Origin of the sequence: Spirabiliibacterium falconis (genome assembly GCF_014885015.1) — a bacterium.
Lineage (GTDB): Bacteria > Pseudomonadota > Gammaproteobacteria > Enterobacterales > Pasteurellaceae > Spirabiliibacterium > Spirabiliibacterium falconis.
Map to the genome: position 1 here is coordinate 36,861 of NZ_JABMIJ010000017.1, position 16,344 is coordinate 53,204.

Below are 16,344 nucleotides of genomic sequence, written 5' to 3' on the forward strand. Positions count from 1 at the left end.
CAAGAATCAGTACAATAAATCTATTCTATCATTGAGTGATAATGGAAAGATATAATGCAATGGTTTAAAAATGTGATGGTTTACCGCTTAACCAAAACGATTGACTTAAGCGAGCAAACCGTGAGCAAAGCGTTACAAGCGCAAGCCTTTCACCCTTGTGGCAAGCACGACCTAAGCCATTTTGGCTGGTTTGCTCCACTGGCTGGCAGTGATGAATTGCTATTTGCCCACGCTGGAAGACTATTTTTAATCGCACAAAAAGAGGAAAAAATTCTGCCCGCAGCCGTGGTAAAAAAAGCATTTGAAGAACGTTTATTCGAGCGTGAAGATCAAGAACAACGCAAATTAAGTAAAGTGGAGAAACAAGCGTTAAAAGATGATGTGGTGCATTCGCTCCTACCACAAGCATTCAGCAAACACCAGCAGACCGCACTTTTTATTGATCCCGCAGCTGGATTTATTTTCATCAATGCTGCCAGTGCAACTCGCGCAGAAGCAACCCTTGCTCTATTACGCAAATCGCTCGGCTCGTTGCCCGTTGTTCCACTGGCGTTTATCAATGAGCCAAGTGCGGTTATGACGGCGTGGATAGCCAATGATGAACTGCCCGCATGGTTGAACACGCTAGGCGAGGCTGAGTTGATTTCTAGCCGTGATGAGTCCGTCATTCGCTGCAAGCAACAAGAACTCGACAGCGATGAAATTCAGGCGCACTTTAATGCCGGAAAAGTGGTCAGTAAATTAGCATTAGACTGGGAAAATCGCTTAAGTGCGGTACTCGCCAACGATGCTAGCCTCAAACGGATTAAATTTAGCGACCATTTACGCCAGCAAAATGATGATATTGTCAAAGAAGATGTGCAACAACGTTTTGAGGCAGATTTTCTCTTAATGAGCGACACGCTACTGACCTTTATAACGCAATTACGCGATGAATTTGGTGGCGTGTTAGAAAATTAATCACGCAATGCGCAACTCAATGCCAAGTGCATGCAACAGCGCGCCTTCTTCTAATAACTCTTTTTCGGTTAGCGGATTGCGCGCCAGATAATTTGGCTCAAATTGCAATTGCCACACACCGCACTTTTCTCGCACCTGAAATTCAAACCGCTCGGCAGGCTCTGTGGCTTGGCGAGAGCGATTAATAATAATCGCCAAACGTAACATTACCAGTAACGCCACAACATCACGCTGAACATAACGAGCTGGAATGGTTATATCATCCAGATGCACCGCACTTATATGAAAACGTACTAAGGTTGCTAGCAGTTGCTGTTGATGATAATCAAAGCCCGGCAAATCGCTATGTTCCACAATATAGGCCGAATGTTTTTGCACACCTTTATGGTTAATACATAACCCAATTTCGTGAATAAATGCGGCACAAAATAAGATATTCAACAGCTCTTCTGCCTGTGTGCGGTTCTCCCAACAGCGGTATTTCTGCCCCAATAGCATTGCCGTATCGGTAACCCGCAACGCTTGCGCTTTATCCACGACAAAATGCTCCATCAGGCTTTCAACGGTTCGCTCACGAATGTTATCCACAATAAACCCGTTCTCCAGCCCATACATGACCCCTTCGCGTAATGCCCCATCGGAATAGCGCATCTGCTTGATGCCATAATTCTCAAACAAGGCACTTAAAATCGCCAATCCAGGTACAAAAACACTGGCTCGCTCAGCATTTAAGCCTTTTAAATTGAGTTTAGAAAAATGATCCACTTGCAAGACACTGGCAATCAATTTCTGCAAAATCTCTGCGGTGATAAGCCCGCTGGGGTCAAAATTCGCCTGCACAATTTGACTTACCGTTTTGACGGTACCCGATGAACCTAGCACAGTATCCCAACCCAAGGTTTGATAAGGTTTTGCAAGGTCCGCAATGCGTGAAAGTGCGGTTTGATGCGCCTGATTAAAACGTTCACGGCTAATCTCGCCATTCGGGAAAAAAGCCACCTCAAAGCTCACACAGCCCATATTACGACTGTTGGCAAGCAAGGGTAAAAAACCGTCGCCAACAATCATTTCCGTTGAACCACCGCCAATATCCACCACCAATTTTCGCCCCGATTCAGACTGCGTGTGGCACACGCCAGAGTAGATCAGCTTTGCTTCCTCTTCCCCTGAAATGATGTTAATAGGATAGGGAAAAACCGCTTTCGCCGCCTTAAGAAAATCGGCTTTATTCACCGCTTGGCGTAAGGTGTAAGTTCCAACGGTACGAATATTCTCTGTGGGTAAGCCTTGTAAACGTTCAGCAAACAGGGCTAAGCACGCCACACCACGGGCAATCGCCGCTTGGCTAAGCTGGTTATTTTCATCAAGCCCCTGCGCTAACTGTACACGCTGCTTTAACCGAGACAGCACTTGAATTGACCCATTGACAATGCGTGCAATAATCATATGAAAACTATTTGACCCAAGATCAATGGCGGCGAATTCCCGCACAGTGCGTGCGGTATTTTCTGGCTGGCTCGTGTGCTTCATGCTGCTCTCTTCAATAAAATAACCTTATTTTGATAACATAATCGTTTTTTGCGTACAATTCAATCACACCGTTGCGAAAAAACAGAAAGTGCGGTATGAACCGCACTTTTAGCGTTTAGAACTCAAATTGGTAGAGTAAATCAACCGCTTGATTAACCCCCGAAACGGACTGCAAATACAGTTGTGGAATGATCTTGTAGCGTAGTGTCAGTTCAGCTATCGGTTGAAATAATCCAACGCCATATTTCACTTGCAGCCGTGGCGTGATATTACCACTGACAACCACTTGCGAACTATCGCCGATGCCCGCGGTGTCGAGTGAAAGATCGCTAATACCAAAGGCTTCGCCAATGCCACCAACCACTTTTCCACCTTTGGAAAGCCCTAAGCCCAACATAGCGGCACCAATAGAGGCACCTGAGGCGGCATCACCACTATTATCCAACCCACGTCCTGTTAAGAGGTAAGAAAGTGCTTCATCTTGCGACATGGCAGGTTCGGAGAACACTTGTACATCAGGCTGATCAGCAATGCCCGTGACTTTTAAACCTGCCACAATTTTGCTGTTTTCCATCGCTTCGGGATTGCGAATGGCTTCAATATTTAAAAATGGCTGCGAAGCAAGTCCTGAGAAACTGATTTGTCCACGACGAATCAGCAAATCTTGCCCATAGGAATTATAGCGTCCATTTTTTATATCCACTTGCCCATAGAGTCCAAGATTTTTTTCTTGACGCACATCCAGCGTGCCAACCAAATTTGCCTTCAAACCATACGCATCGAGGAATACATCATCACCAATATTCACCTTCACATCAGAAGAGAACTGCATTGTCTCTTGGCGAGGCACGACATTACGCACTGTGGCACGATTTTTCGCATCAACAATGACCATATCACTGCTCACTGCAACCGCACTTTCAGGCAATTCTTCAATTTTGATTCTCGCCCAAGGCACATCTACAGTCCCTGTTACGTTGACCAATTTAGGGGTTGCATGCACATCGATATTTGGGCTTGCCTCTAATTTCGCCATTTTCGGAATATTCACCTTAAAGCGGTTAGCGTTCGCATTTAAATGGGCTTGCCACTGTTCAAGCGTTTTCCATGACGCATCGCCGCTTAAATTTAACTGGCTATCAGGTGTTTTCAACACCCCTTGTAAAGTTGATGACGTGCCATTAAATGCAAGATTAAGCTGCCCATCGCTAATTTGAACAGGGCTGGTGAACATCTTTAACGCCAAATCCGATACATTAAAATGTCCGTTAAGCAAGGGGGCTTGCAAACTCCCGCCAAATTGCAAATAGCTATTTATCGCCCCTTTTACTTGCTCGCCTTTTGCCAATAATGGATTGACCAACGGCCCTAGCCGCAGTGCATTGAGTGCCACATTACCGCTAAGTTGGCGAGATTTCGGTAAATCTGCAATGTTAATATCACTGCTCAATGTCCCTTGATGATTAATCTCAACCGCACTTTTAAGGTTCAACGTATTATCTTTAATGGTACTGTTCAGGCTCAAATTGCTCAGATCCAGTTGGAAAGTGCGGTAATCTATTTTTTGCTTAAACGCAATCGCTGGGCTATTGATATTAACGTCTAATGCAAACGGTTTATTATCAAACCACGCAACGTGCCCATGTCCGTTCAGCATGCCTGTAAGCTGCATTTTATCGTCTAAAAAAGGCGTTAGCATGGTCAGATTAACGTGTTTTAACTCAAACGGCACGTCTCCTTGCTTGCCTGCTTTAAACGCGGAAGGAAAACAAATTTGTGCTTGATTATTTAACCAACAATGCGCGGCAACCTCCGCCTCGCTTTTAGCAAGATCAACGTTTAATTTGATATTTTGATCATTTTTCCAACTTCCGACTGGCGATGTTAGCTGAATTTTCGCCAACGTTCCGCCCCATACTTGCTTGGCACGATCAAAACTTCCATACACATTAAAGGTACCAGACACAGGCTCGCCTTGGGTTCGAATATTCAGTTTGTGATTTTGCTCACTGCCATCAGCAATAATCTTCGTCTGTTTCAGCTGAATATCATTAAACTGCAACGAGGCTAAATCAAGATACAACCCACCTTGGATTTGCTCATCAACATTGACTTTGCCTTTTGCAGACAGATTACGCAGGTGCACGTCGTTAAAATCCAATCTGGAGCTGGTCAGATCCAACAACGCATACGGCTTTTTAATATCGCCTTGCAGCACCACATTACCCTGCATACTCGCACTTAATCCTGGCAGCAATCCCGCAAGATTCGGTGCATTAATATCTACCCGCAAATCAGAATGCTGATCCAAATAACCATTCACACGCAATGTATTATTGCCATAAAGTAATTTGAGATCATCGGCATTCAATAGGCGTTCAGTGCTGCTTTGTGCCCGTCCAGTGAGTTGTAAAGGCTGCCCATTGAGTTTACCTTGCACATCTAATTCACTCACACTAGCCTGCCACGTCTCACCATTGACCACACCTTCACTTTTCAAACCGCCATTGAGTACGGCTTTCCAATCTGGAGTAAATTCAGCAGTGTTAATATGCTGTAGCGAAAGTGCGGTTTGCCAACGCACCCCTTGCGTCCAGTCCAACTGACCTTGCAGTTGACTTTGCCCTTGCAAGCCATCAAGGGTTAATGCGTGAATATTCAGTGCGGTCAATTCGCCGTCGGCTGCTAAATTCGCGTGCAATTTAGGGATAGACTGCCCCCGTAACAGGCTATCAAATGCAATATGATAGTTCAGTAAATCGCCACTCACATTGACATTCAGTTTTTCAGCAGCGAACTGCGGACTCTCATCTTTGTGCAGTGCCAATGGATAATGAAAGTGCGGTGCGCTAAGCGTCACGTTGAATGGATTCTTTGACTGGCTAAGTTGAATATCCCCAGCCAGCTTCGCCTCAAACCCCTCGCTGGTAGAGAGTGTGAACTGGGTGGTTTGTGCTAATGCACCAATAAGCTCCACAGTCAGTTTAGTGGCTGGCAATAATACCCGTTCGCCTTGTTTCAGATCATAGGTTTGCCCCTGAAGGTGAACATCAAGCGGATATTCGCCACTTAACGTGATTTCGCCTTGCCCTTCAAGATCAATCAGATTGCTCTTGAGCATCAACTGCGGCAAGGCAATTTTGCTTTCATCGGCTTGCAGTTGTACTCGCAATTGCGCAACGGCAATAGCCAAATCATCGCCAGTGCTATGTTGTTGCTGATAGTGCCAATCTTGCCCTTGAATGCCCTGCACATTGATAGCAAATGGCAACACCACTGTTTTCAGTTTGCCCAACAATGGCTGTTGTAATTGTGTGCGTAATGCGTCCCAATCCATCGGATTAACCGCACTTGCTGTTTTTTCCTCTCGGCTTTCCGCCTCTGAGGTTTGATTTTCACTTTCCCGTGCCACCAGATGCACAGCTACACCGTCGATCGTCGTGGGCATAATGGTCAACCCACTGTCATTATTCAATGAAAGTGCGGTCGTAAAATTACCCAGACTTACCTGCGTTTGATCGATTTGAGTGGTCATCTCGCTTAACTGAACGTGCTTAATCTCCACCGCCACAGGCAGATGAATTTTCTGCATTTCACGCGGTGGTGATGGCTCTGACGGCGGTAATTGGCTGGTATCCACCGCAATATCGGCGTGTCGCACCGTAATATCATCAATGCAAATTTTACGTTGAAGCAAACACCCTAATTGCCATTGGGCACGCATATCGCCCACACGTACTGCAACGCCATTTGCTTGATAAGTGAGTTCTTTTAGCACCAAGCCTTCGCTCAAGCTGCCCTCAATCGATCCAATGTGCAACTGATCCAACAAACTATCTGCCCATTTCAGCACATTGCGTTGCCCCACGCCTGTACCAAGCAGCACACCAAAAGCAACGACCACCAGTACCACAAAACACAAGATGACCCACAAGAACTTACGCCAACCGCACTTATGCTTGTGCGTTTTCTGCGGCTGTTGTTCTGATGTGGTGCTCACTTTTTCCGCTTGTTCTGCCATTACAATTCTGTTCCTAATCCGATGTAAAATTGAATATTATGGCTGCCATCTTTATCACGCACAGGAGTGGCAATATCCAGTTTTACTGCGCCTACAGGCGAAGCCCATCGTACCCCTACACCCGCGCCTGAACGCAGTGCTTTCCTACGATAACTATCAGCCGCCAATCCTGTGTCGTAGAACACCGCGCCCCACCAATTTGGGTAAACTTGATATTGATATTCAAAATTGGCGGTCGCTAAGCGTGATGCCCCCACTAACTTGCCATTTTTGTCTTTAGGGGAGATTTTTTTATAACCATAGCCTCGAATGGAGCGATCGCCCCCTGCAAAATAGCGTAACGCGGGTGGGATACGATTAAAATCCGCACTTTTCATATAACCTGCGTCAAAACGCAGTAAAATACGATGGTTATCAAAATAAGTCCGAATCCAGGCAGAGCTGGCTCTCACGCTAAAAAAATTGACATCCGAACCCCAGATGTTTTGCCCAAGATTAAACGTGATATTTTGCGCATCCCCCCAGCTTGGAAACATTCCACCACGCAGCCGAGTACGATTGAGCCCTGCGGTCGGATAAATCAACAAAGTGCGGTTAGAGACATCAGCTTGGGTAAAAGCGTCATAACGTGCACGTAACCCCAAGAAATACTGCCAACCGCTCTCGTGCTTCCAATACCGTAGCCCCGCTAACGTGACCGTATCGGCATGGGTATCATTGGTGCGTTCACGATCAAGTCCTGCTGAATATTCGTAATAATATTTCAACGCATTTTTCAGCAAGGGAATTTTATAGGTCATTTCCACGGTTTGTTGCGGTTTAGAAATATAGAAGCTGCTTCTAAAACTGTGTCCACGACTGTTAATCCACGGTTTATTCCAGCTCAATTGTAAGCGTGGTCCAACATCAGTGGCATAGCCAATACCGATCTCCATATTATTCTTTTTCTTCGGACGCATTAAGACATTTAAATCCACCCGTTTTTCTTCACTGACCAGTGTGGGTTGTAAGAGTACAGAGCTAAACCAGTTCGTTGACGTGTAATTGGCGGTCATTGTAGAAAGATCGTTGATCAAATAAGGTTCGCCCGATTTGATATTGAGCATATTACGCAAATAATCCTCTCGAATTTGCGCATGTTCAAATGTTACGTTGCCGTAATGATAACGTTGCCCACTATCAAAAATCATGTGCCAAATCGCCAAATGTTCTTGCAACATCACCAGCAATTGTGAGATTTGAAAATCAGCATCAAAATAGCCTTGTTTGACCGCCAGCGTCTGTAATGTAGATTTAAAATCGTCATACGTGCCTTGATTGAGGATCGTGCCTGCACTCGGAATAGTTTTCTTTAAATCCAGAAAGGCTTGATTTTGGGCTGCATCGCCAATGATAGACACTTCATTTTCACCGAGCTTTACAGGCTGTGCAAGCGTAACATTGGCATAAAGTAAGTCTTTTATGCCAGCCCGTGGCTCAAACGTGTAGCTGATTTTATTATTAAAATACCCTAAGGCACGCAACGCATTTTCAATCGTTTGAGTGACCAAATACTGGTAACGTTCTGAGCCATCGGCTTCGTCATTGCTTAACTGAGAAAGGTAAATGCGCACATTATTATAAAGCTCTGGATTATCGATACCCCGCACTTTAAGTAATACTGTCTGCTCGGCATACGCCATAGAACTCAACGCAAACACGCCTGATAACACGAAACGCCAAAATGGCTTCATACGCAATTTCACAAGCCCCTCCCATTAATTGATGTAATCATTAAGTTTACCGATAAGAAGCACACTTGCCAACGCTTAATGGCTATTTTGAGTGCAAATTTTGTGCTAAAAAAAGTTCACGACTTTTCAATGGCTGAGCACCTAGATAAGGTTTAAGCACCATTCGTGTAAACCGCTTTGCGGCGTGTAAAATCTCAGGGCTATCAAAGGTTAAACTGGCAAAAGCAAGCAGGGCTTCGCCTTTAAAACGCAGTTGGTTATCCAACATGGAGGCAATAAAGCCTTTTTCAGCGCGGTATTGATAAAACATTTCTGGCTCAACAGGCTTGCCTGTGCCCGCACAATGTGTAAAATCCACGCCATAGCCTAGGGCTTGCAACAGTTTAAATTCAAAACGGCGCAACTCAGGCTCAACATGGTTACCCGCCTGACAAAGTGCGGTCAAGCAGGTAAGATAATCGTCAAATAAGTGCGGATAAGCGGTGTTGGGTTCAAGCACCCGTGAGAGCAGTTCATTCACATAAAAACCACTAAAAAGTGCGGTATTTTCCAGCGGCAACGCCAACGCAGCGGCTTCTGCTTTTGTGAGCAACTTTAAATCACCTTTGCCACTAAAACGCAACAATAAGGGGGTAAAGGATTGCAATAGGCTTTTTAAATGGGAGCGTTTAGCTCGCGCGCCTTTCGCCAGCACAGTCAACCGCCCGCTGTGTTCGGTAAACAGCGAGACTAATAAACTGCTTTCGTTATAGGGGCTTCGATGCAGGACAAATCCCCGTTGCCAATACTCACTCATCGCCCTATCTTAGCGTTTAAAACCGCACTTTTGCAACTAGGATTTCTCTGTCGTATTACCAAGATCATGCGGTAAAATCGCATTTAAAATCAATGCCAATAGCGAACCGACAGTAATGCCTGAACCAAAAATTTCTTTCACAAAACTCGGCAATTTATCCAAAATTTCAGGTCGTGTTGTCACTGCCAAGCCACACCCAATTGAGATAGCAATAATTAATCCATTACGTTTATTTCGCTCAACTTGATCAAGCATTTGAATACCTGCGGCGATAATCATCGCAAACATCATCAGTCCCGCCCCACCTAGCACGGGCAAAGGAATGGAGACAATCAATGCACCGAACACTGGGAACAGCCCCGCCAACACTAATAGTGTACCTGTTATTGTGACTACATAACGGCTGGCAACGCCAGTAAGTGAAATCACACCAATATTTTGTGAAAATGAGGAAAATGGCGTGGTTGACATAACTGCCGCAAACGCAGACCCCAAGCCATCACACAATACACCACCACGCAAATGCTTACCTGTAATCTCAGTTTGCGTGGCGTTGCCTAAAGCCAAAAAATTACCACTGGATTCAACAATCGTCACCAAGTAAGCAATGCTCATGCCAATGATGCCTGAGATTGGAAAACTCAGCCCAAAATGTAATGGTTGAGGCAATGCAAAGGCTTGTGCATGTTGCACGCCCGAAAAATCGACCCAACCTAAAATCAAGCATAAAATATACCCAGTGAGCATGCCAATCACAATTGCCGCCGCAGAAAAAATGCCTTTCCCCCATTGCACCAACACGACCACAATCAACAGTACAAACGTTGCCATCGCAAGATTAGCTGGGTCTGCATAATGTGCATCACCTCGTTGCCCACCTGCAAACCAATCAACCGCAACAGGAATCAGACTCAATCCGATCATCATAACCACCGTCCCTGTGACCACCGGTGGGAACAATTTCCGAATAGTTGGCATAAAAAAGCTGCCAATAATCATCACCAATGAACCAACTAACGATGCGCCTAAAATGCCACTTACCCCATCTTGACTAAAACCTATCGCCAATGCGGCCGCCACAAATGTAAAGCTTGTTCCCATCACACTTGGCAAACGAATGCCTACAGCCCCTACACCTTGACATTGGATCATTGTAACAATCCCTGATACTAACAAAGCAGCATTAACCAAAATGATCGTATCTTCCGTTGTTAATTGCAGTACATTGCCAATCACTAATGGCACCGCAATAATACCGCCAAGTGCTGCAAGCAAATGTTGCCCGCCGAGTAATAGGCTTAATAAAAATGGCGGTTTATCTTCAACTTGGTAAAGTAGCTTGTTCATATATTTCCTTTATCATAATAAGTAAAGTGCGGTTTTTAATTGATAAAAAAATACCAATTTACTCTCACGAACAAATTGGTATTAAACGGCTTAATCATCACTGTAGCCGAGACTTTTTAACGCCCGTTCATCATCTGCCCAGCCTGATTTAACCTTAACCCACAATTGCAGATGGACTTGACTTTCAAATAAGCGTTCCATATCGGCACGTGCTTCGATACCAATAGTTTTAATCTTCTGCCCTTGCTTACCAATGACCATTTTCTTCTGACCGTCTCGTTCAACCAAAATCAGCCCATGGATCACCAACACGCCTTTGGGATTCGTTTTGAATTGTTCGATTTCCACTGTGACCGAATAAGGTAACTCTTCCCCCATAAAACGCATCAATTTTTCACGAATAATTTCAGAGGCTAAAAAACGTTGTGAACGGTCGGTAATATAGTCTTCAGGAAAATGATGTACCCCTTCACGTAAATGCTCACGCACTAATTTTTTCAATTGATCAACATTATTGCCATGCGTCGCTGAAATAGGTACGACCGCCATAAAATGGAGTTTTTTCTCCATATCGGCAATAAACGGTAATAATTCATCTTTATTTTTGATGTTGTCAATTTTATTGATCACTAAAATAATCGGTGCACGAGAGTTGCGTAGTTTGTTAAGCACCATTTCATCATCGTCTGTCCAATGCGTGCCATCGACCACAAAGAAAATTAAATCTACATCGCCAATCGTGCTGCTAGCTGCACGGTTCATCAAGCGATTAATCGCACGCTTTTCTTCGATATGTAAACCCGGCGTATCCACATAAATCGCTTGATAAGCACCTTCAGTATCAATCCCTAAAATGCGATGACGAGTCGTTTGTGCCTTGCGAGAGGTAATAGAAATTTTCTGCCCCAACAGGCGATTTAATAGTGTGGATTTTCCAACATTCGGGCGACCGACTATCCCGATAAAGCCACAATAGGTTGGCTGATGTTCATTCTGTTTTGTCATAATATCTCTTATAAAATCTGTGCTAAGATCTGCTCAGCAGCAGCTTGTTCTGCCTTTCGGCGACTTTGCCCAATACCAAGTGCGGTCAGCTTCAGGCCACTGACATCACACCGCACTTTGAATGATTGGTTGTGATCTTCACCTTCAATTGCGATCACTTCATAGCTTGGCAACGCTAAATGTTTGCCTTGCAAATACTCTTGCAGGCGTGTTTTGGGATCTTTTTGATTTTCCCCAGGCTTAATATTAGCCAAGTCAGTTTTATACCACATTTGCACCACTGGCATGACGGTTTCCAAATTGGAATCCAAATACATTGCCCCAATAATGGCTTCCACACAATCAGCTAAAATAGAATCGCGACGAAAACCACCACTTTTTAGTTCACCGGCACCAAGGCGCATATAATCACCTAATTCAAAGTTACGTGCATGTTGTGCTAGTGTTTGCTCACGCACTAACGTGGCGCGCATGCGACTCAAATCCCCTTCATCAACGCGAGCAAACTGATGAAAAAGTGCTTCGCCAATAATAAAATTTAAAATGGAATCGCCCAAAAATTCAAAACGCTCATTATGTTTGCTATCCGCACTGCGATGTGTTAATGCTTGTTTCAACAACCCAATATGCTGAAACTGATAGCCTAATTTACGCTGCAAGCGTGCAAGATCGTGTTGCATTTATTGTCCTATTCAATACTAGTGAAAAAGCGGCTAGCACGAATGCCCGTTGGCCATTGCCCTTGTTTCTTATCTAAACTTAACCAAATCCAGCGTGCTTTACCCACGAGGTTTTGCTCTGGCACAAAGCCCCAGAAGCGACTATCATCACTGTTATCACGATTATCACCCATGACAAAATATTCGCCTTTTGGCACCACCCATTGCCCAGCAGGCAAATTTGGCTGCTTGAAATAAGCCGCATCGTAATAAAAACGCACAGGATTCAATAAAATTTGATGTGTCACTGCGCCTTTTTCGGTTAATTCCAACTGTGCATTGCCATGATAGAAAAATTCTGGATTCGGTTTAACATCGCTGTATTGATAGACGTCTGGCTTACAAAGTGCGGTTTCACACTGTGCTGGCGTGACAGTCAACGTACCACTTTGTTGATCATAATGAATGTGATCACCTGGCAAACCAACAATGCGTTTAATATAATCCACATTCGGTTGTGGTGGTGCTTTGAACACAACCACATCACCACGCTTTGGCTCACCTGTTGGAATGAGCTTATGCTGAAAAATCGGGTCTTTGATGCCGTAAGCGTATTTCTCGACCAACAAAAAATCCCCAACACGTAGAGTTGGTTCCATTGAGCCCGATGGAATCTGAAACGGTTCAAAAATAAACGAACGCACCAACAACACAATCCCTAACACGGGGAAAAGTGACGCAATAAATTCCCCCCCCTCTGAAAGTGGCTCAACTTTCGCACGTTCATCTTCGCTCAATGTTTTGCCAGAGCGTTGTTCAAGTCGAGCAATTTGACGCTTACGTTTAGGTTCAAGAGAAAAGCGGTTATAACACCACACAGCACCTGAAATCAGCGTGAATACAATTAACAAAATCGAAAAGGTGTTCGGTAAATTTTGGCTGTCTAAAAAACGCCAAAATACATATCCGCCAACCAGTAAAAGGGGGAGAAAAAATTTAGACATACACTCTCCTGTTAGTCTTTACCAACATGTAAAATCGCTAAAAAGGCCTCTTGCGGGACTTCCACATTACCGAGTGATTTCATCCGTTTTTTACCCTCTTTTTGTTTCTGTAAGAGTTTTTTCTTACGGCTGACATCCCCACCATAACATTTCGCTAATACATTCTTGCGTAGCTGTTTTACCGTAGAGCGCGCAATAATATGGTTACCAATTGCCGCTTGAATCGCAATATCAAATTGTTGTCGTGGAATGAGTTCTTTCATTTTTTCCACCAACTCACGACCACGATATGGCGCATTGTCTTTATGCACAATTAACGCTAAGGCATCCACTCTATCGCCGTTAATCATAATATCAACCCGCACCATATTCGCCGCTTGGAAACGTTTAAAACCATAATCCAGAGAGGCATAACCGCGCGAAGTGGATTTTAAACGATCGAAGAAATCAAGCACCACTTCACCCAGTGGAATTTCATAGGTCAATGCCACTTGATTACCATGATAAACCATATTCGTCTGCACGCCGCGCTTTTCCACACACAGCGTGATCACATTACCGAGATAATCCTGCGGCACCAAAATATTACATTCTGCAATCGGCTCGCGGATTTCTGCAATATTATTCAACGGCGGTAACTTGGCTGGGCTATCAACGTATTCCACTGTGTTATCTGTCAACTGCACTTCATAAATTACGGTTGGTGCCGTGGTAATCAAGTCGAGATTATACTCTCGCTCTAACCGCTCTTGGATGATTTCCATATGCAAAAGTCCAAGGAAACCACAGCGGAAACCAAAGCCAAGTGCGGTCGAGTTTTCAGGCTCGTAGAAAAGTGAAGCATCATTGAGGCTTAATTTGCCGAGGGCATCACGAAACGATTCATAATCGTCCGAGCTGACAGGGAACAAGCCAGCATATACCTGCGGTTTAACCTTTTTAAAACCAGGCAACGGTGCACTCGCTGAATTGTGCTGCAATGTCAGCGTATCGCCCACTGGTGCCCCTAAAATATCTTTAATGCCGCAGACGATCCAACCCACTTCACCGCACTTTAACTCCGTCGTATCAAGTTGTTTCGGAGTAAAAATCCCCAACCGATCAACACCATAAGCAATACCTGTGCTCATTACTTTGATTTTATCGCCTTTTTTGAGTGTGCCATTTTTAATCCGCACTAAAGACACCACACCAAGGTAGTTGTCAAACCACGAATCAATAATTAATGCCTGCAGTGGCGCATTTGGATCGCCCTCTGGTGCGGGAATCCTTTTAACAATCTCTTCCAAAACTTCATCAATGCCCACGCCCGTTTTCGCTGAACAACGCACGGCATCAATGGCATCAATGCCGACAATATCCTCAATCTCTTCTGCCACACGCTCTGGTTCAGCCGCTGGCAAATCGATTTTATTTAAAATCGGCACTACCTCTAGATCCATTTCAATGGCAGTGTAACAATTTGCCAGTGTCTGTGCTTCCACACCTTGACCCGCATCCACCACTAACAACGCCCCTTCGCATGCAGCAAGTGAACGCGATACTTCATAAGAAAAATCCACATGCCCTGGCGTATCAATAAAATTTAATTGATAAGTTTCACCATCATTGGCTTTATAATTTAACGTAACACTTTGGGCTTTTATGGTGATGCCACGCTCACGCTCTAAATCCATGGAATCTAGCACTTGTGCTGCCATTTCACGATCAGAAAGTCCACCACAGGTTTGAATCAAGCGATCCGACAAAGTTGATTTCCCATGGTCAATATGGGCAATAATAGAAAAGTTACGAATATTTTTCATCTACAAAAAGGCTCTCTTACAGTCTTTTTTATCTTCAAGTTAATTGGTGGATTGTACCGCAATATTCCCCCTACGGCTAGATTTTCCGCTTTTTTTGCTTGCCAAATGTCAAAAACAAAAAGTGCGGTCAAAACCGCACTTTGATGATAATCGTCATACTCTATTAGCTAAATAGACCAAGCTGTTGCGCAATGAACAATAGTGCAAAACCTGTTAAATAAATTAAGCCTACAATAGAAAGAACAAACAAGCCACCACGCACACGATGCTCACCTTTCATAACCAACAATAAATTCAAGAAAGCAAAAATTGGCGTTAAGACGAATGAGGCAATCATCGCGAACTTCAACATTGGCCCCAGCGCATTATTGAAGAAAAATAGCACAACAATCCCTGAAACAGTGGTGATTGCCATTGCAACATTTAATACACTTTGGCGAGTATGCTTTTTATTTAATAACAAACGGATACTTTCCACACTGGTGCGGGTATAGCCATCAATCACCGTAATTGTCGTGCCAAACATACAGGCAAATGCAATAAACGCAATAAGCCAACGCGACCAGTCGCCAATCGTATAGGCGTACATATTAATTAATTGTGCAATGTATTTGCCCCCTACTTTTTCAACTTCAACACCTGAGCCATATTGTACTAATGCCCCTAATGCTAAAAAAACCAAAGCTAAAATAGCAGTCCCTATATAACCCACGTTAAAGTCAAACAAGCCGTCATTATAAGAAAACTTATTTAAACGACGCTTTGCCACCACCCACATAGAATTAACGGCAGAAATTTCAATAGGTGCAGGCATCCACCCCATTAACGCAACAATAAAGGCTAATGCACCCATATTCCACGGTGTTGCGCCAATGTAATCTGGTGGAGCAACGGCACCACGTCCAAAGGCAATAATAACCGCAATTACGGTTGATACCGTTAACGCAATCATAATGACTTTGGAAATACTGTCTAAAATACGATACTTACCAAAAAGTAAAATGGTTAAGCTCAAGACCAACACCACCATACTCAATAAAGGTAATGGCACGCTAAACGGCAACACAAACGTTAAAATCACCGCACATAATAATCCTACTGCGGCAGTATTCACCACAGTGGCAAACAAATTCATAATCGTAAAAATCCACAAATAAATGCGACCTTTCTGGCGATACCCTTCCAGCAATGTATTGCCAGTATCCAACGTATATTGCGCACCGAAACGGAAAAACGGATACTTAAATAGATTCGCCAATACAATAATCAACGCCAACTGCCAACCATAAATTGCACCAGATTGAGTTGATGCAATAAGATGCGAGCCACCTACTGCCGCTGATGCCATTAAAATGCCAGGGCCAAGTGCGCGTAATTTCGAATTCCAAGTCGAGTGTTCATGATCGGGGGATGTGGCATTTTGCATAACTGCTCCTTAGTATTTCATCAAATGGCAAACATGATGATGTTGAGAGATATTCGCC

Annotated in this window: 11 protein-coding genes; 1 reads left to right on the forward strand and 10 read right to left on the reverse strand. The window is 44.1% G+C overall.

Annotation, left to right across the window (positions count from 1 at the left end; genetic code table 11):
* The first annotated feature begins 54 nt into the window (after positions 1-54).
* On the forward strand, positions 55-960 hold the full coding sequence (rdgC, locus tag HPC40_RS08455) for a recombination-associated protein RdgC (RefSeq protein ID WP_208119058.1): 906 nt from the start codon (positions 55-57) through the stop codon (positions 958-960).
* On the opposite strand, the gene ppx is transcribed toward rdgC, so the two are convergent.
* The 10 genes from ppx to HPC40_RS08505 all read right to left on the reverse strand — a co-directional run bounded on the left by ppx (position 961) and on the right by HPC40_RS08505 (position 16,286).
* Positions 961-2,490 carry an exopolyphosphatase gene (gene ppx / locus HPC40_RS08460; RefSeq protein WP_208119059.1) on the reverse strand — a complete coding sequence of 510 codons (1,530 nt, stop codon included), beginning with the start codon at positions 2,488-2,490 and terminating at the stop codon, positions 961-963.
* Between the two features lie 115 nt (positions 2,491-2,605).
* Positions 2,606-6,511: an autotransporter assembly complex protein TamB gene (gene tamB / locus HPC40_RS08465; RefSeq protein WP_208119060.1), complete on the reverse strand. Its 3,906-nt coding sequence runs from the start codon at positions 6,509-6,511 to the stop codon at positions 2,606-2,608.
* Positions 6,511-8,244: an autotransporter assembly complex protein TamA gene (tamA, locus tag HPC40_RS08470; RefSeq protein WP_208119107.1), complete on the reverse strand. Its 1,734-nt coding sequence runs from the start codon at positions 8,242-8,244 to the stop codon at positions 6,511-6,513. The genes tamB and tamA overlap by 1 nt, the downstream gene beginning before the upstream one ends.
* An 82-nt stretch (positions 8,245-8,326) precedes the next feature.
* On the reverse strand, positions 8,327-9,040 hold the full coding sequence (recO, locus tag HPC40_RS08475; RefSeq protein ID WP_208119061.1) for a DNA repair protein RecO: 714 nt from the start codon (positions 9,038-9,040) through the stop codon (positions 8,327-8,329).
* Between the two features lie 36 nt (positions 9,041-9,076).
* A complete protein-coding gene (locus tag HPC40_RS08480) occupies positions 9,077-10,387 on the reverse strand; it encodes a uracil-xanthine permease family protein (protein WP_208119062.1) in 1,311 nt (436 codons plus the stop codon).
* A gap of 90 nt (positions 10,388-10,477) precedes the next feature.
* Complete coding sequence (era, locus tag HPC40_RS08485; protein WP_208119063.1) at positions 10,478-11,392, reverse strand: GTPase Era; 915 nt, start codon at positions 11,390-11,392, stop codon at positions 10,478-10,480.
* An 8-nt stretch (positions 11,393-11,400) separates the two neighbouring features.
* The gene (rnc, locus tag HPC40_RS08490) at positions 11,401-12,072 is read right to left on the reverse strand and encodes a ribonuclease III (RefSeq protein WP_208119064.1); all 672 of its coding nucleotides are present in this window, start codon (positions 12,070-12,072) and stop codon (positions 11,401-11,403) included.
* An 8-nt stretch (positions 12,073-12,080) separates the two neighbouring features.
* Positions 12,081-13,055, reverse strand: coding sequence for a signal peptidase I (gene lepB / locus HPC40_RS08495; protein WP_208119065.1), 975 nt, complete (start codon positions 13,053-13,055; stop codon positions 12,081-12,083).
* An 11-nt stretch (positions 13,056-13,066) separates the two neighbouring features.
* The gene (gene lepA, locus HPC40_RS08500) at positions 13,067-14,860 is read right to left on the reverse strand and encodes a translation elongation factor 4 (protein ID WP_208119066.1); all 1,794 of its coding nucleotides are present in this window, start codon (positions 14,858-14,860) and stop codon (positions 13,067-13,069) included.
* Positions 14,861-15,023: 163 nt separating this feature from the next.
* Entirely contained in the window at positions 15,024-16,286 is a 1,263-nt protein-coding gene (locus tag HPC40_RS08505) for an NRAMP family divalent metal transporter (RefSeq protein WP_208119067.1), read from the reverse strand.
* Between the last annotated feature and the right edge of the window lie 58 nt (positions 16,287-16,344).